The organism is Synechococcus sp. W60.3 (assembly GCF_047502615.1).
In the GTDB taxonomy this organism is placed as follows: domain Bacteria; phylum Cyanobacteriota; class Cyanobacteriia; order Thermostichales; family Thermostichaceae; genus Thermostichus.
Genome location: NZ_JANSHJ010000008.1, coordinates 40,572 through 56,382, shown reverse-complemented (window position 1 = coordinate 56,382; position 15,811 = coordinate 40,572). Strand labels below are relative to the sequence as shown.

The 15,811-nt window shown below is 61.1% G+C and carries 20 protein-coding genes; 9 read left to right on the top strand and 11 right to left on the bottom strand.

The window, feature by feature from the left end; genetic code table 11:
• Positions 1-15 precede the first annotated feature (15 nt).
• The 7 genes from NW846_RS04650 to NW846_RS04620 form a co-directional block, all read right to left on the bottom strand.
• The gene (locus NW846_RS04650; RefSeq protein WP_228375226.1) at positions 16-1,113 is read right to left on the bottom strand and encodes a hypothetical protein; all 1,098 of its coding nucleotides are present in this window, start codon (positions 1,111-1,113) and stop codon (positions 16-18) included.
• Positions 1,110-1,652: a hypothetical protein gene (locus tag NW846_RS04645; protein ID WP_187147154.1), complete on the bottom strand. Its 543-nt coding sequence runs from the start codon at positions 1,650-1,652 to the stop codon at positions 1,110-1,112. Before NW846_RS04645 ends, NW846_RS04650 begins: the two co-directional genes overlap by 4 nt.
• 101 nt (positions 1,653-1,753) lie before the next feature.
• On the bottom strand, positions 1,754-2,452 hold the full coding sequence (gene pyrF, locus NW846_RS04640; RefSeq protein WP_011430543.1) for an orotidine-5'-phosphate decarboxylase: 699 nt from the start codon (positions 2,450-2,452) through the stop codon (positions 1,754-1,756).
• A 20-nt stretch (positions 2,453-2,472) separates the two neighbouring features.
• Positions 2,473-2,904 carry a DUF6464 family protein gene (locus tag NW846_RS04635; protein ID WP_414346448.1) on the bottom strand — a complete coding sequence of 144 codons (432 nt, stop codon included), beginning with the start codon at positions 2,902-2,904 and terminating at the stop codon, positions 2,473-2,475.
• Positions 2,905-2,959: 55 nt separating this feature from the next.
• Complete coding sequence (locus tag NW846_RS04630; RefSeq protein WP_011430545.1) at positions 2,960-3,301, bottom strand: hypothetical protein; 342 nt, start codon at positions 3,299-3,301, stop codon at positions 2,960-2,962.
• A 64-nt stretch (positions 3,302-3,365) separates the two neighbouring features.
• Complete coding sequence (pgeF, locus tag NW846_RS04625; RefSeq protein WP_011430546.1) at positions 3,366-4,178, bottom strand: peptidoglycan editing factor PgeF; 813 nt, start codon at positions 4,176-4,178, stop codon at positions 3,366-3,368.
• Positions 4,175-4,588 carry a DUF3119 family protein gene (locus NW846_RS04620; RefSeq protein ID WP_011430547.1) on the bottom strand — a complete coding sequence of 138 codons (414 nt, stop codon included), beginning with the start codon at positions 4,586-4,588 and terminating at the stop codon, positions 4,175-4,177. The genes pgeF and NW846_RS04620 overlap by 4 nt, the downstream gene beginning before the upstream one ends.
• Positions 4,589-4,738: 150 nt before the next feature.
• Here NW846_RS04620 and arsB point away from each other — a divergent pair, with 150 nt between their 5' ends.
• Positions 4,739-5,887 carry an ACR3 family arsenite efflux transporter gene (arsB, locus tag NW846_RS04615; RefSeq protein WP_099813388.1) on the top strand — a complete coding sequence of 383 codons (1,149 nt, stop codon included), beginning with the start codon at positions 4,739-4,741 and terminating at the stop codon, positions 5,885-5,887.
• 16 nt (positions 5,888-5,903) lie between these two features.
• A complete protein-coding gene (locus tag NW846_RS04610; protein ID WP_011430549.1) occupies positions 5,904-6,320 on the top strand; it encodes a YidH family protein in 417 nt (138 codons plus the stop codon).
• Here NW846_RS04610 and NW846_RS04605 read toward each other — a convergent pair.
• The gene (locus NW846_RS04605; RefSeq protein WP_414346454.1) at positions 6,287-6,694 is read right to left on the bottom strand and encodes an ArsR/SmtB family transcription factor; all 408 of its coding nucleotides are present in this window, start codon (positions 6,692-6,694) and stop codon (positions 6,287-6,289) included. The genes NW846_RS04610 and NW846_RS04605 overlap by 34 nt on opposite strands.
• A gap of 112 nt (positions 6,695-6,806) precedes the next feature.
• Here NW846_RS04605 and NW846_RS04600 point away from each other — a divergent pair, with 112 nt between their 5' ends.
• From NW846_RS04600 to NW846_RS04585, 4 genes are all read left to right on the top strand, one after another.
• Positions 6,807-7,523, top strand: a complete 717-nt coding sequence (locus NW846_RS04600) for an MBL fold metallo-hydrolase (protein ID WP_414346457.1) — start codon at positions 6,807-6,809, stop codon at positions 7,521-7,523.
• 97 nt (positions 7,524-7,620) lie between these two features.
• Positions 7,621-8,088: a DUF29 domain-containing protein gene (locus tag NW846_RS04595; RefSeq protein ID WP_099883888.1), complete on the top strand. Its 468-nt coding sequence runs from the start codon at positions 7,621-7,623 to the stop codon at positions 8,086-8,088.
• 19 nt (positions 8,089-8,107) lie between these two features.
• Complete coding sequence (locus NW846_RS04590; protein ID WP_414346460.1) at positions 8,108-8,689, top strand: rhodanese-like domain-containing protein; 582 nt, start codon at positions 8,108-8,110, stop codon at positions 8,687-8,689.
• A 59-nt stretch (positions 8,690-8,748) separates the two neighbouring features.
• Positions 8,749-10,467 (top strand): SulP family inorganic anion transporter, encoded by a 1,719-nt coding sequence (locus tag NW846_RS04585; RefSeq protein ID WP_414346463.1) that lies wholly within the window; start codon positions 8,749-8,751, stop codon positions 10,465-10,467.
• Here NW846_RS04585 and NW846_RS04580 read toward each other — a convergent pair.
• The gene (locus NW846_RS04580; RefSeq protein ID WP_240527862.1) at positions 10,442-11,698 is read right to left on the bottom strand and encodes a coenzyme F420-0:L-glutamate ligase; all 1,257 of its coding nucleotides are present in this window, start codon (positions 11,696-11,698) and stop codon (positions 10,442-10,444) included. The genes NW846_RS04585 and NW846_RS04580 overlap by 26 nt on opposite strands.
• A 209-nt stretch (positions 11,699-11,907) precedes the next feature.
• Here NW846_RS04580 and trxA point away from each other — a divergent pair, with 209 nt between their 5' ends.
• Together trxA and lipB are read left to right on the top strand one after the other, a co-directional pair.
• The gene (trxA, locus tag NW846_RS04575; RefSeq protein WP_011430556.1) at positions 11,908-12,240 is read left to right on the top strand and encodes a thioredoxin; all 333 of its coding nucleotides are present in this window, start codon (positions 11,908-11,910) and stop codon (positions 12,238-12,240) included.
• Between the two features lie 13 nt (positions 12,241-12,253).
• Entirely contained in the window at positions 12,254-13,024 is a 771-nt protein-coding gene (lipB, locus tag NW846_RS04570; protein WP_099834870.1) for a lipoyl(octanoyl) transferase LipB, read from the top strand.
• Between the two features lie 34 nt (positions 13,025-13,058).
• On the opposite strand, the gene NW846_RS04565 is transcribed toward lipB, so the two are convergent.
• A complete protein-coding gene (locus tag NW846_RS04565) occupies positions 13,059-13,508 on the bottom strand; it encodes a tetratricopeptide repeat protein (protein ID WP_414515412.1) in 450 nt (149 codons plus the stop codon).
• Between the two features lie 291 nt (positions 13,509-13,799).
• A complete protein-coding gene (locus NW846_RS04560) occupies positions 13,800-14,381 on the bottom strand; it encodes a Uma2 family endonuclease (RefSeq protein WP_011430559.1) in 582 nt (193 codons plus the stop codon).
• Between the two features lie 133 nt (positions 14,382-14,514).
• Here NW846_RS04560 and purB point away from each other — a divergent pair, with 133 nt between their 5' ends.
• A complete protein-coding gene (gene purB, locus NW846_RS04555; RefSeq protein WP_414515410.1) occupies positions 14,515-15,810 on the top strand; it encodes an adenylosuccinate lyase in 1,296 nt (431 codons plus the stop codon).
• Position 15,811 lies beyond the last annotated feature (1 nt).

Below are 15,811 nucleotides of genomic sequence, written 5' to 3'. Positions count from 1 at the left end.
AGGCAGGAGAAGAACTCAGGCCAACGCTTGCCACGATAACAAGAACGAGCTGGCTAAGAGCAGGGATCCCAAAAACTGTCGCCAGCCCCGGCAGGGGATCTCCGCCAAGACGCCACCGGCACTCAGGCACAAAAAGGGCAGGGCCACCAGGCCCCAACGGGCGCTTTGCTGCAACAGGTTCATCTGGGGATCCCAAAGCCAAGCTGCTAGCACCCCCATCCACAGGACATGGCCCAAACCAGCCAAGCTGAGCAGGGTTTGTTGGCGCTCCGCCCAGGGCCAACCCAGCCGCACCAAGGCCAGCCCCAAGGGCAACATCAAGGTGGCCAGAACAGCCAGGCCGCTTTGGCTGGTGAGCGAATAGGACACCGTCGCCGTAGGAAAGCGCTCTGTCCCGGTGAAGGGATCGGCGGGCAGCTCGACCCGCAGCAACCAGGAGAGGCCAATCACCAGCAGCAGCCAGAGTAGCCCTTGCAACCGCTGCCGCGGCCAGTGTTGGCTAGTCCATAGCGCCCCCCAGAGCAGGGCCAAGAGCCAAACTTTGTAGCTCAAGGCACAGGCCAGCGCCAAACCCCCCCAGCGCAGGCGGGATCCCGGTCCAACACCGCTGCTGACCAACAAGACCAGGCTGGCCAAGATCTCGTTGCCCGGCTCCAAACCCTGGGTCAGCACCCAGGGGCTGAGTCCCCACAGGCCAGCGCTCCAGAAATTGCCCCAGCTCCAGCACAACAGCAGGATTACCAGGCAGGCCAGGGCCGAGACAGCTCGCAGGATCCCTTCGGGGGGGATCCCGGTTCCCTCAGCCAGCCAGGGCAGTAGCCCGTTTGCAATTGAATGGTAGAGAGGCAGTTCCGCTTGGACAGGGGGCAGGGATCCCTCAGGGCCACTGATGGGCACAGCGCGCCACCACAGCATCTGAGCCGGTTGCCCCACAAAGCGGAGCCGCTGACCCAGCAGCAACCCCATCCCTCCCCACAGCAGCCAGTGGCTCACCCAACTGAGCCCGTCTGGGCGGTGGTGCCGACGTTTGTCCGCCCTGGACAGGCTCAGTTGAGGAAAAGAGGGACGAGACAGCCGTTTGCCCTGAGGAGGCATGGCGGGGGGAAACTTCATAGGGTAGGCCTAGTCAACTCTAGATCGCCCGTCAAGGGACACCCAGCCTCCTGCCAGCGACGAATGGCTTGGGCGGTCAGTCCTTCGGTGACGTCGCGGACAGGAACACCGGCGCCGGTAACCTGCAGGCGCACCAGTTGCCAGGGATCCCCAGGTGTAGCCCGCAGCACATAAGCTTCATAAGCCAGTTGCAGGGTTTCGCTGCGCCGACCGGCTAGGGGGTTATCCTCCCGCTCGGGCTGCTGGGGCAGAACCAAGCGGCGCTCCAGCGTGGTGAAATACAAGCGAAAGCCTTGGGAAGCCGAGGCGGCTGGGCTATCCGGCAGAAGCTGGGCCAGCTCCTCGGCAGAGAGGAGTTCGGCCTCTGGCCGGCCCACCAACACCACCTGAAAGTCTGAGCGGGCGCGGCTCAAGGCCAAATTGAGAAACAAGGGCAACTGCTCTGTCAGGGCTTCAGCCCAGGTTTGCGGATCGGCAGCACAAACTTCTCCTCTGGCTGCTGTGGCAGTAAGGCAGCACAACCCCAAAGCCGCCGACAAACCTATCCGCCACCCCCCTCGGGCGGGGTGGGGGAAAAGATACCCGCCCGCTTGTCTTCTTCGCCGGCTACACCAGCCTAGGAACGGCATTGCCCCAATCCTCAGCCGATCGCTTCCTCTACAGCTTGAAAGCGTTGCCAGGCCGAAACGGGATCCGCAGCCGCCGTGATGGGGCGGCCCACCACCAAATAATCGGCCCCCGCCCGCAGCGCTGCCGCGGGGGTGCAGACCCGCCGCTGGTCGTCCTCCGCTTCTGGATCCCCAAGGCGGATCCCTGGGGTTACCAGCAGCACCTCCGGCCCCAAAGCCTGCCGTAGCCGTCCCACTTCCTGGGGGGAGCAGACCAGCCCGCTCACGCCTTGATCCAGAGCTAGCCGCGCCAACTGCAACACATAGTCGCCGGGATCTCGTTCAACGCCCAACTCCTGCCGCACCTGGTCGGGGCCAAGGCTGGTGAGAAGAGTAACTGCCAACAGCCGGCAAGAACTGCCCTGGGTGGCGGCCACTGCTGCCCGCAACATGGCACTGCCGCCAGCGGCATGAACGGTGAGCAGATCCACCCCATAACCAACGGCCACCTGAGCGGCCCGCCCCACTGTGTGGGGAATGTCGTGCAGCTTTAAATCGAGAAAAATGCGCTTGCCCCGTTCCTTAAGGGCCTGCAAAATCTGAGGGCCAACAGCCGTAAACAGCTCCAGGCCCACCTTCCACCACAGCACCTGGGGCAGGCGATCCACCCACTTCAGGGCCTGCTCCCAAGAAGCGGTATCTAGAGCAACAATGAGGCGGCTACCCTGCATGGCGAAAGCCCTCAGGCCGGCTAACGCGAAGGGCTCCGCTCTCGCGGCTCATAGTGGGGGCAGCCTTCACAGGGGCCATAGGGGTTGACGGCACAGCGCAACTCCGGGGAAAGGGCATTGTAGCGACAGGTGGGATCCCCAATCCAGCCAGGCGGCGAAGCGACATAAGTATAAACAACTACACCCCCGAACCCCAGTGGGCTGACGAAGAAACGGCTGGTGCTGAAGGACTCCCCCTCAGCAGGGTTGAACGTTTCCTCATCGAGCTCTGAACCGGGCTGCGGCTCCTCCTCCAGGCTCCAGAAGGCTTCCCACTGCCGAAGGGTTTCTTGGAGAGGTGCGGCCAGGTGTTCCGCCAACTCCGTCAGGGCGGCTTCCAAAGCGGTGAGGCTTTCTTCCGCCGCCTGGGTGAAGGCTGCCACCCATTCCTCCAAGAGCTTCTCAAAATCCATGCAGCAGCAACCTGAGAGCTTTCTTTTCACCTTACCGCTTGCCTGGGCAAGCCGGCTAACTTCCCCCTTGACAAACGGCATCTACTAACTCTTGGTTGACCAAGGGAAACAGCTCCGCCAATTCTTCGGCAGATAGGTTGCCGGTACAAACATTGGCGCGGATATGCCACTCTGCCCACATCAGCGCCGAGGGAACGGTGGGATCCTGGCCTTGCTCGGAGCCGGAACCCTTTGCGGGCCCTGGAGCCAGGCGGCGTCCGGGCCCGATGTTCAGTTGCAGTACGTTGTCGCGGTTGATGCCCGTCAGAGAGGTCTGGGCAGGGGCTTCTCCGACAAAGGCAAAAGGGAAAGACAAAGCCACCCAAACCAACCCCCGAAGGGCAAGCCGGCAAAGCATGGGATCCCTCCCCCGCGAGATAGGGTTGAGTTTTGAGGGCAATTATAGCTGCTATTTTTGGCAGCTAGGATTTGTCAAAAGCCGCCTTTGGCAGGCCAATCGCCGACCACTGCACGCAACGACGGCCCTGGTCATCCTCTAAGGCCCCCTCGCGGCGATAGGAAAAGAAATCCTGAGGCTGGCCAAAGGTGCAATGAGGACTGATGGCGATGTGCTCCGGCGGGATCCCCTGAGCTTCGGCCTGGGCGCGGTTGATCCAGCGCAGATCCAGGCGCACCTTACCCGGCAGAGGATCTGGCCAGAGGGCAGGTTGTGGGTCTACCCCTGAAGGCAGCGACTGCAGCACCTGCTCGGCCACTTCCTGAGAAACCTGGTAGGCTGGCCCGGAGATGGCCGGCCCCAGGGCAATGCGGATTTGGCTGGCAGGGATCCCCCCCTGGAGAAAGGCCTGCAGCACCTTAGTCAGGATGCCGGCAGCCGTCCCCCTCCAGCCGGCGTGAACTGCGGCCACCCAGTGGGGGCTGGCCACCAAAATGGGCACACAGTCGGCAGTGCAAACCCAGGCCGAGTCCCCTGGGCGACGGGCGATCACGGCATCTGCTTCGGGACGGGCGAAACTCCCTTCCCCGACGTGAGAACCTGAAGCCCTCCCCTGGGAGAAGACAACTGCATCCGCCCACGTCCAGCGACAGCCATGCACCTGGTGGCCCCACGCAGCTCGTTCTGGGAGGAGTTGCAACTGGTCGGCCATATCGGCTGGTTGATAGGGGGAAGCTTGACGACAGCCAAAAGCATGGGGCCACCCCGCCAGCAGTTGACACTGCAGCCAACGCCATCTCCCTGCCTCTTGCCAAACCCAGCCCCCGGAACCGCTCATCGGCCTGATGGGTGGAAAGGGGATCCCTGCCGTCGGGCATGCAGGTGGCCTAGCCGCTCCTCCAGGCAGATGCGCAGCTCGACCGGGTTGAAGAGCATCGGCAAAAAGTGAATGCTCCGGCTTTCTCGGAAGAAAAACAAAATCGGCACCGGCCGCCAGAAGATCTGCCAGTCCTGCCACTCGCTGTAGGGGAACTCGCGGATGCGCCGGGAGCCGCTGTAGACCTGCAGCGCCGTGCGGGTAAAGGCCAGCCCGATCAGACAGGTCTGTACCAGCAAAAACAGGCCAAACAACCCCACTCCCAACCCTAGCCAAAACGAGAGCCACAACAGCGGCACCGCCAAAGCCAGCACTGCCAAGCTGAGGCGGAAGTCGGGGGTCAACAGATGGGCAGAGTGGGGTTTGATCACTTTTTGCTTCTCCTCCGCTTGCCAGCTCCATTTTACGCCGCTGCCACTACCTTTCTCCGGAGGGATCCCGCCTCTGGGTAAGTTGGGGGCATACCAAACAAGTTGTTTTGATGTATCCTGACAGAGCACACAGGAACGCGGCTTTTGATCATGGCCCTAACCGCATCTGACCCCAAAGCTCTCCCCAGCGGCGGCTCCCTGAGCTTTTTTGAGCGCTATCTCACCCTTTGGGTGGCCCTGTGTATTGTTGCCGGGATCCTCCTGGGGCGATGGTTTCCGGGCGTGGCCGAGGCTTTGGATGCCTTGAGCCTCTATCAGGTCTCCCTTCCCATTGCCGTCTGCCTGTTTTTCATGATGTATCCCATCATGGTGAAAATTGACTTCGGCCAGGCAGCCTATGCTTTGAAATCTCCCAAGCCAGTGCTGTTGACCCTGGCCGTGAACTGGCTGGTGAAGCCCTTTACCATGGTGGTGATCGCCCAGTTTTTTTTGGGGTGGCTGTTTGCCCCTTGGATAACCGGCACGGAAATCATCCGCGGCACAGAGATTAGCCTCAGCAGCTCCTACATTGCCGGGGCCATTTTGTTGGGCATTGCTCCTTGTACAGCCATGGTGCTGATGTGGGGCTATCTCAGCTATGGCAACCAGGGCCACACCCTGGTGATGGTGGCGGTGAACTCTTTAACCATGCTCTTCCTCTACGCACCGCTGGGCCGCTGGCTGCTGGCCATGAGCGATTTAACGGTGCCCTGGCAAACCATTTTGCTGTCGGTGGCCGTCTATGTGGGCCTACCGTTAGTTGCAGGAGCAGCCTCCCGCTATTGGATTCTCAAAACCAAGGGCCGGGAATGGTTTGAAAAAGCTTTTTTGCGCTACCTCAACCCCATTGCCATCGCCGCCTTGCTGGTGACGTTGGTGCTTCTTTTTGCTTTTAAAGGGGATCTCATTGTGGAAAATCCCTTCCACATTTTGTTGATCGCAGTGCCTCTTTTCGTTCAAACCAACCTCATTTTCGGCATCACCTATGTGGCAGCCCAGAAACTGGGCTTGTGCTATGAGGATGCGGCTCCGGCAGCTTTAATCGGCGCCAGCAACCACTTTGAGGTGGCCATTGCAACGGCGGTGGTGCTGTTTGGCTTGAACTCAGGGGCCGCCCTGGCCACCGTCGTAGGGGTGTTGATCGAGGTGCCGGTGATGTTGATGTTGGTGGAGATCTGCCGGCGTACCGCCTTTTATTTCCCCCGCCAGCCGGAAAAGGCCAGCTTGCCCGATCCCCGCTGCCTTAAAATTAGCCCCTGAGGGATCCCTTCAGCCCATGAACCTGCCCCCGGATCGCCAACGGGAACACCAGGCCAACGAGCGCACCTTTCTGGCTTGGCTGCGCACCTCTGTGGCTCTCATTGCCTTTGGTTTTGCCCTCACCCGCTTCAGCCTCTTTCTGCAGCAGATCGAAGCTTCCAGCTCCCCCGAGCAGCCCTCCCCGAGCCACGGCCTCTTGAGTACCCAGAACCTGGGCCTCCTGTTGGTGATCTTTGGGATCCTGACAATTGGCCTTTCAACCTGGCGCTACAACCAGGTGATGCGGCAAATCGAGGCGGGCAACTTTCGCCCCAGCCGTTTTCTCGTCTGGATCATGGCTGCGGTGGTGGCCCTGTTTGGGCTGCTGAGCCTTCCCCTGATGCTGCGCCGCCCCCGCCCTCAGGAGCCTTCCCGGCTCAGCCTGCCGGAGTGAAGGGCTGCCAGCGGCTGCAATTGCCGGGCTTGCTGCTTGAGCCGCTCGATCAACTGCTTGCACACCACCTCGCACAGCTCAAAGCAGATGGGATCGGCAACTTGGTAGTAGACGCTCACGCCCCTGGGCTCGCGGCTGACGATCCCTGCCTGCGCCAAGATCTTGAGATGTTTGGAAACGTTGGCCTGGCCCATGCCGGTGGCCTCTAAGATCTGGGTGACGTTCTTGGGCCCCGAGCGCAACTGACACAGGATCTGCAGCCGGCTGGGCTCCGCCAAAACCTTGAAGTAATCCGCTACGCTGGTCAGCACTTCTGGCGTCAGGGTCAACTGGCACTCGTCTTTGCCACCTTTCACGAGCTCGTCCCAATCCATAGCCTGTCTTAAGGGATGCGCTGGCTTGATTTTAACACTAAATAGTTATACAGTAGATCTAGAGGCCCGAATTGGATCGCGTTCGGGTTTTGCCAACAGACAGGAGGGCAGCATGCTATTTCGCCAACTGTTCGACACCGAGACGAGCACCTACACCTATTTAATCGCAGACCCAGACACCCGCGAGGCAGCTCTGGTGGATCCCGTTTTGGAGCAGGTGGAGCGGGACTTGAAGTTAATTCGAGAGCTGGGTCTGACCTTGAAGTACTGCTTGGAAACCCACGTCCACGCCGATCACATCACCGGCACTGGCAAGCTGCGCGAGCTGACCGGCTGCCAAGGGGTGGTGCCGGTTCAGGCCAAGGCGCAATGTGCGGATCGCTTTATCGGCCATGGGGAAACGCTGCAGGTGGGATCCATTGTCATCGAGGCCATCGCCACCCTGGGCCACACCGACAGCCACATGACCTATCGCGTCAATGGGGATCGCGTTCTTACCGGCGATGCCCTGCTCATTCGCGGCTGTGGGCGCACGGATTTCCAGAGCGGGGATCCCGGCCTGATGTATGACCATGTTACCCAGCACCTGTTTACCCTGCCGGACGAGACGTTGGTCTATCCCGGCCATGACTACCGGGGGCACACCGTCTCCACTATTGGCGAAGAGAAGCGCTGGAACCCCCGCTTTGTGGATCCGGAGACCGGAAATTTGCGTTCGCGGGAGAGCTTCATCGCCCTGATGAACAGCCTCAACCTACCTCAGCCCAAAAAGATCCAGGAAGCAGTGCCCGCCAACGAGCAGTGTGGCCAAGTGGCAGCCGCGGTTTAGTGGGGCAAACCCTCTTGGGTGGGAGAGCCTGGCTGTAAAGCCTGCGGGGCTAGCTAGACTTCTCTGAGCCGGCGGGTCAGAAATGGGAGGGTTGAGAGTGGATCCAGAAAGTCTCTATGAGAAGGATTTCTATGCTTGGACTCAGCAACAAGCTCAATTTCTGCGGGAGCGGGCTTGGGAGAAGCTAGACCTGCCCCATTTGATTGAGGAGATGGAATCGTTGGGCAGGCAACAGCGGCAAGAGCTGCGCAACCGGCTAGGGGTTTTGGTGGGGCACCTTCTGAAATGGGAGTATCAGCCGCAGGCTAGATCTGTAAGCTGGCTTCTTACCCTACAGGTGCAGCGACAGGAAGTTCTGGATCTGTTGGAAGAAAACCCCAGCTTGAGGCCCTATTTGCCGGAGGCCATCTCCAAGTCTTACTTGAGGGCGCTGCAGCTGGCCCTGGAAGAGACAAAGCTGCCCAGAAAGACTTTTCCCAAGACGTGTCCTTACGCTCCCGAGCAAATCCTGGATAGCCAGTTTTACCCCGGCGAGCCCAGCAGGTTGCTTGAGGAAGAAGGTTAGTTACCCGAGGAGGAAACCAATGACTGTAGCCCGACAAAATCCTACGCCTTCCGCTCAGCAGGAACGGGATCCCCGTCTCAAGGAGATCGACGCCCTGACCTTAAAGCAGTGGCTGGACCAAGGGCGGGTACAGCTCATCGATGTGCGGGAGCCGGGAGAATATGCCGATGAGCGGATCCCAGGGGCGATCAACATGCCTCTATCTACCTTTGACCCGGCCAGGGTGCCGGCCTCGACGCCGGAAAAACCGGTGGTGTTGCAGTGTCGCATGGGCAACCGCTCCATCCGCGCTGCCTGTCAGTTGCTAGACCACGGCTGGCCGGAGGTGCTTAGTCTAAAAGGCGGGATTGAGGCTTGGAAGGCTGCCAAGCTGCCCACCACCCGCACCCGCAACGCGCCCATTTCTCTAATGCGGCAGGTGCAAATTGCGGCGGGATCCCTGGTGCTCACCGGAACCTTGCTGGGAGCCTTTGTCCATCCGGCCTGGCTGGTGTTGAGCGGCTTTGTGGGAGCTGGGCTGGTGTTTGCCGGGATCACCAACACCTGTGGTCTGGCGCTGCTTTTGGCCCGCATGCCCTGGAACCGAGGTCAGGCCCTATGAGTGGGATCCCTTCCCCCCAGAGAATCCTGGCGCGCTACCTGCCCTTTACCAGGGATTCCTTGTGGTGGCTTCGCTATCGGCCAGAGGATCTACCAGGGGATCTCATTGCCGGACTGGTTACAGCCACTCTCCTAGTGCCCCAGAGCATGGCCTACGCGCTGCTGGCCGGGCTGCCTCCCCAGGCGGGCCTCTACGCCAGCATCCTGCCGGTGATCGCCTACGGCTTTCTGGGATCCAGCCGGGCTTTGTCGGTGGGGCCGGTGGCCATCATCTCCCTGCTGGTGGCCGCGGGCTTGGAGCCGCTGGCGGAGCCGGGCAGCCCGGAGTATGGCCGGCTGGCGCTGGGCTTGGCCCTGGAAGCGGGCTTGATCCAAGTAGGGGTAGGTCTGCTGCGCTTGGGGTTTCTGGCCAATTTCTTGAGCCACTCAGTGGTAACGGCCTTCGGCAGCGCGGCAGCCTTGATCATCGCCTTCAGCCAGCTCCGCCATCTGCTGGGGGTGAAGATCGCCAACACCGAGTCCTTCTGGCTGCTGCTGCAACGGCTCTGGCAGAGCTTGGAGGGGGTAAACTGGGTCACTCTGGGGCTGGGGCTGTTGGCCATCACCCTCTTGGTGTACGCCCAGCAGAAGCTCCCCGCTCAACTGCGCCGCTGGGGGATCCCACCCCTCTGGGGCCTACTTCTCACCAAGGGCGCGCCGCTGGGAGCCGTCTTCCTGACCACGCTGCTGGTGTGGGGGTTGAACCTCTCGGAAAGATCAGGGGTGGCGGTGGTGGGATCCATTCCGGCTGGCCTGCCCTCCCTGGCCTTCCCTTGGCTGAGCTGGGCAGAGTGGAGAGCTTTGCTGCCCACAGCTTTGGCCATCAGCTTGGTGGGCTTTACGGAAAGCTATGCGGTGGGGCAGTCGCTGGCCAGCCAGCGGCGCCAGAAAGTGGATCCCAACCAGGATCTGGTGGCCCTGGGGGTGGCCAACCTGGCGGCAGCCGTGAGTGGTGGCTACCCGGTAACCGGTGGGATCAGCCGCTCGGTGGTTAACGCTCAGGCCGGGGCCAACAGCGGCCTGGCCTCGGTGGTCACGGGATCCCTGATAGCCCTGGCCGTGATCTGGCTGATGCCCCTGTTTACCTTCCTGCCCCAGACGACCTTGGCAGCTATTGTTTTGGTAGCCGTGTTGGGGTTGGTGGATTTTCACCCCTTGCTGCAGAGCTGGCGCTACGACCGCGGCGATGCCTTGGTTTGGCTGGTCACCTTTGCCAGCGTGTTGGGGATCGGGGTGGAGCCGGGGATTGGGCTGGGGGTGCTGGTTTCCATCCTGCTCTTTCTTTGGCGGGCCAGCCGTCCCCACATCGCCATTGTTGGCCAGGTGCCGGGCACCGAGCACTACCGCAACGTGCTGCGCCATGAGGTGATTACCGATCCGCGCATCTTGGCGGTGCGGGTGGATGAAAGCCTGTTTTTTGCCAACGCGGCCTACCTGCAGGAGTCCATCCTGCAGGAGGTAGCAGCGCGGCCAGCAGTGGAACAGGTGCTGCTGGTGGCCAGCGCCATTAACTTCGTCGACGGCAGCGCTTTGGAGGCCCTGGCCCAGTTGGTAGAACGTCTGCAGCAAATGGGGGTGGGCTTTGCCCTGGCCGAGGTGAAGGGGCCGGTGATGGATCGCCTCAAAAGGGCTGGGTTTGTGGAGAAAGTGGGCGCCGAGCGCTTCTTCTTGTCGACCCACCAGGCGATGCAGGTTCTCAAGTCTCAGACGAACTCTATGCCGGCAGCCGCTTCCGGATGAGCACAATCGGCGTTTGCTCTGCCGCATTGCCGGCTGGGTTCTTGCGCAGCGCCTGCTCCACCAGCTCCTCCTCCACGCCAGGGCTGGTTGCCAGAACGCTTACTTCGCCTAGATCGTTGGCATCGACAATGGCCACCTCGTAGCCGGTCTGGGCATGGAGCTCGGCCACCAGCTTGGCCGGATCCCGCGGCCCCAAGACGATGAACTGGTCGTAGGGGGGCAAAGTGCCGGTGACATCGTCGATCAAGGCCGCCTGCTCCCCCGCCAGGGCGTAGAAGGCTCCGCGGATCCCCAGCAATTTGGCCAGGGATCCGACGACAAAAGCCCCCAACACCCGCCAGGCCCCCGAACAGTCGATCAACGTCTGCATCCCATAGCAGCTTGAGAGACTGGTTTTGGAAGGGAAGAAGTAGCAGAGGGTGCGGGCCAGCCAGCCGGGCTGCACCTGCAGGGGATGGCGAAAGTTGCCCTGGACGATGGCCGCCGCGCTTTCCGAGATGGCCACAATATCGCCGGGCTGGATATGGGGGCCTACGTAGTGCCGCAGCACCTCGGCTAGGTCGTCGCTGGGGGTAAGCAGATGGGTGGGAACAGGAGCCCAACTCACCAGCCCCTGCTGCTGCCAGGCCAGCTCCGGCAAGGGCTCCACTTCCTGCAAGGGCAGGATCAGGTGGCTGGTCTTCAGGGTGCGCCGTTGCCGCCCGTACTGGATGTAGTCCAACTCCAGCCAGGCCGAGCGCAAATCTGCCAGCCCTTCCCCCTCTAGCTCGATCTCGACTTCTAAGCCGGTCTGGCTTTGGGGGGAGATGATGTAGGCCTGCCAGTAGTTGTCTGGGCGGGGGGGCAGATCCGGATGGCGGGAGCGCAGGCGGATCCTACTTTGGATCCCTTCGAGGGAGCCGGCGCTGAGCAGATGCAGCCGCGGCTGCACCTGGGCCAAGGTGACCTCAAAAAGGGGGTTGAGGTTGCGGGCCACAAACTCGGCCTGGATAAGCCAGCGATGAGGGCTGAGGCGGCTGAGGCGCCAGCTCTGGGGCTCCACCAGCAGACAGTCGGCGGGGCGGGTCTTCAGCCAGTACAGCAACGTCGCCACACTTAGGAGCAGCCCGGCCACCACCTGGATCCAGGCCGAGGGATCCCAAAGCCAGCGCCCGATCCCCCAGAGGCTCAAGACCATGCCAGCCAATACGCCAGCCACCACACCTCGGCTCACCATCCGAATGGTTGCCATTGGGATCCCACTCCTTAAACCCTGCTCAAGTCTGCCCCTTCCTTCAGGCCTGCACCCTAGACTACAGGTACGCTCCCCAGCCCTAGCCATCCTACCGGGAAACCGCCAGCACCCTGTAGCAGGATCCCTATCTACACCTTCATCTCAAACAGTTAGACTAAAAATAGATTGCACCCTAAGTTTTTTGCCGCATCCTTTGGAGGTTGCCCATGGCCCAAAAACAGCAGTTCAAGAGCTTTGACGACATGATCCAGGGATCCAAAACTCCCATTCTGGTGGACTTTTACGCTACCTGGTGTGGTCCCTGTCAGGTGATGGCTCAGGTGTTGGAGCAGGTGAAGCCGCAGGTGGGGGATGCTATTTCCTTCGTGAAGGTGGATATAGATAAATACCCCAACATTGCTGCCCGCTGGGGGATCTACGCTGTGCCGACTCTCATCCTGTTCAAAGACGGGAAGCCGGTTGACCGCATCGAGGGGCTGTTGCAGCCTCGCGCCCTGGTGGAGCGGTTGCGGGCGCAGATCGGCCTGCCGGTCAGCTAAGGGCAGATAGACCTTGAGGGCGTTTTGGCAGGAGCTTGAGGCGGGGCCGGTTCTCCAAGTTCACCAGGCGGGAGAGGTGCCCTACCGCAGGGCGTGGGCTTGGCAGCAAGTCAGGTTGGCCCAGATGATCCGCGATCCCCAGGTGCCAGATGGGCTTTTGTTGCTCACCCACCCGCCGGTCTACACCCTGGGGGCGGGGGCCGATCCCAAGTTTCTCAAAAGCCTGGCTGGACAGATAGGATCTCCAGACACTCAGCCAGAGTCCCCTGTTACTGAGGGGCCGGAGATCCTGCGGGTGGAGCGGGGCGGCGAAGTGACCTACCACGGGCCGGGCCAGTGGGTGGGTTATGCCCTGCTCAACCTAAAGCGCCATAGGACTGTCTACGGCTCCCACGGCCAGCCGGATCTGCATCGCTACCTGCGCCACCTAGAAGAGGTGCTCATCCAGACTGTGGCCCACTTCGGCCTGCAGGGGGAGCGGATCCCTGGCCTAACAGGGGTTTGGGTGCAAGGCCACAAGGTGGCGGCCATCGGCATCAAGGTCTCCCGCTGGGTTACCTACCACGGCTTTGCCCTCAACGTTTGTCCGGATCTAGCTGCCTTCCAAGCCATCGTGCCCTGTGGGATCCCTGACCGGCCCGTGGGATCCCTGGTGCAGTTTTGTCCGGGGGTGACGATGGCTGCCGTGGCCCCAGTTTTGGTGCAATCTTTTTGTGAAGTTTTCGGGCTGCAGGCCCAGGCCGTTTCCCTGGCCGAGTGGTTGGGAGAACCTCGGTTTGCCTAACTCCGAGATGGTTCTAGATCCAATCCAAGGGCGACTACTCCACCCCCAACTGGCGCAGCAGTTGCTGCAGGATGGTTTGGTCGGCAAAGTTGCCGCTCTTGGAAAAGAGAGCCAAAGCCTGGCGAAAGTCGGCCATGGCAGCCTCTCGATCCCCCAGTTGCAAGTGGGCTACGCCGCGACTGAAGTAGGCTTCCGGGATCCCTGGATCCAACTGGATGGCCCGCTCCGCATCGGCCAGGGCCTTTTGGGGCTGGCGCAACTGGTTGTAAACGTAGCTGCGGTTAACGTAGGCTGGCGCATAGGTGGGATCCAACTGCACCGCCCGATCCAGATCCGACAGGGCAGCCACGGGATCCCCCCGCAGCAACTTGAGGGATCCCTGCCAGTTGAACTCGGAAGCGGTGTTTGGGGCCGAGGTCTTCTCAGGAGGAGGTGGGAAGGCAGGCAAAGAGATGGCAGGGGCAGGAGCGAGGAATGCTGCCAAGAAACCTATCAGAGCTATCCTTCCCCATCGACACTTGATTGTGCTCCGCACCGCTAATGACGTCCTCTTCGGATCCCGAACTAGTTCAATATAGACCGTCGGCGAGAGGGGCAACCCCCTGCACTTAACTTGCAAGGGGTGCGGGGAGCTACAAGTTCCGCGCTCTGGCGGGAAAGTCAGGGTCGAGATACCGACTCCTCTGCCAAGTCGTTCTGTGACGCGGGGCAGGAATGCCCAATGGCAAGGTTGGGAGGCCCAAGCTCTATTGGCTAGAGTGAGGGCGGGGGGATGTTACAAGGAAAGCTTCTGGAACAGATGAGCCACCGGCAGGGCAAATCCTGGAATAACCTCTTCACCTTCTAGAAGATCAACCGATTTCAGGAGGCGGTCAGGCTCTTGAGAGCTGCGATACACCAGGACGTAGTGCTCGCTGGGGTGAACCAGCCAAACCAGGCGGCTGCCATTTTCAAAGTACTCCACCAGCTTGTCATGAATTTCTTCAACCGTATTGCGGGGGGAAAGCACTTCAACAGCCAGATCTGGAGCGCCTTCCAAAAATCCTGTGGGCAGTTCAGCCATGCCCTGCAAGCGTTCTTTAGCAAAAAAAGAGATGTCAGGGGAGCGCCAATTTCCACTCTTCATCTTAAAAGCAGTGCTGGAATCTAAAACGATCCCCAGCTTGTTGGACAAAACGTAGGGGGTCAAAGCTGCCAATAGGAGGCTGCAGACATAACCATGGAGTGCCCCCGCGCTTCCCATATCAATTGGCTTCCCATCAACAATCTCGTAGCGATGTCCCTCCCTGGACAACGCCATGAATTCTTCGGCTGTCCAAGCTCTTTTTCCCTGAGTTGGCACAGCTCCGACGGTCATCTGCAAACTCCTTGCTGCTCCTTCGACACCGCAAGCCAAGCCCGCAGGGATCCCCCAGCGGCTTTTCCTCGAGGGGGGACGCCAAAGGCTAAAATAGCCTAGCTCATCCTACTGTACCGACGGAAAAGGCACCTTGATCGAGCGCTACACTCTGCCGGAAATGGGCCAGATCTGGTCCACCGCCCACAAACTCCAGACCTGGCTGCAAGTGGAGCTGGCCGTCTGCGAAGCGCAGGCGGAGCTGGGGCGGATCCCGCAAGAAGCCCTGCAGGAGATCAGATCCAAAGCCGCCTTTGACCCGGCGCGGGTTTTGGAAATTGAGGCGGAAGTGAAGCACGATGTTATTGCCTTCTTAACCAACCTCAACGAGCACGTGGGCGAGGCAGGGCGCTACATCCACCTGGGCCTGACCAGCTCGGACGTGTTGGATACGGCCCTGGCCCTGCAGCTTGTGGCCTCGGTTGAGATCCTGCAAGCTCGCCTGGCCGATCTCATCGCTGCTTTGCGCGAGCAGGCCCGCCGACACCGCCACACCCTGATGATTGGCCGCACCCACGGCGTCCACGCCGAGCCCATCACCTTTGGCTTCAAGCTGGCCGGCTGGCTGGCCGAGTGCCTGCGCCATCAGGAGCGGCTGGAACGCCTGCAAGAGGTGGTGGCCGTGGGCAAGATCTCCGGCGCCGTGGGCACCTACGCCAATGTGCCTCCCCAGGTGGAGCAGTTGGCCTGCGCCCGCTTGGGGCTCAAGCCGGATACGGTCTCAACCCAGGTGATCTCGCGGGATCGCCACGCCGAGTATGTGCAGACCTTGGCTTTGATTGGCTCTTCTCTGGAGCGCTTTGCCACCGAGATCCGCCACCTGCAGCGGACAGAGGTGCTGGAGGCCGAAGAGTACTTTGCCCCCGGCCAAAAGGGATCCTCCGCCATGCCCCACAAGCGCAACCCCATCAAGTCTGAACAACTGACAGGGATCGCCCGCCTTCTACGGGGGTATGCCGTCTCGGCCCTGGAAAACATTCCCCTTTGGCATGAGCGGGACATCTCCCACAGCTCGGTGGAGCGGGTGATCCTGCCCGATGCCTCCATCCTCTGCCACTACCTGCTGGTCAACATGGCGGATCTGGTGCGCCACCTGCAGGTTTACCCTGCCAACATGGAGCGCAACCTCACCCTCTACGGCGGTGTCGTCTTCAGCCAGCAGGTGCTTTTGGCGTTGGTCGAAAAAGGCCTCAGTCGCGAGGAAGCTTACCGCCTGGTGCAGGAAAACGCGCACCGTGCCTGGAACCAGCCGCAGGGGGACTTTCGCGCCAATCTGCTGGCGGATCCCCGGGTGATGGCTCACCTCAGCGAGGCGGAACTGCAGGCTTGTTTTGATCCGCGGCGCCACCTAACCCATTTGGACGAGATCTTTGCCCGCCTGGGCATTTGAG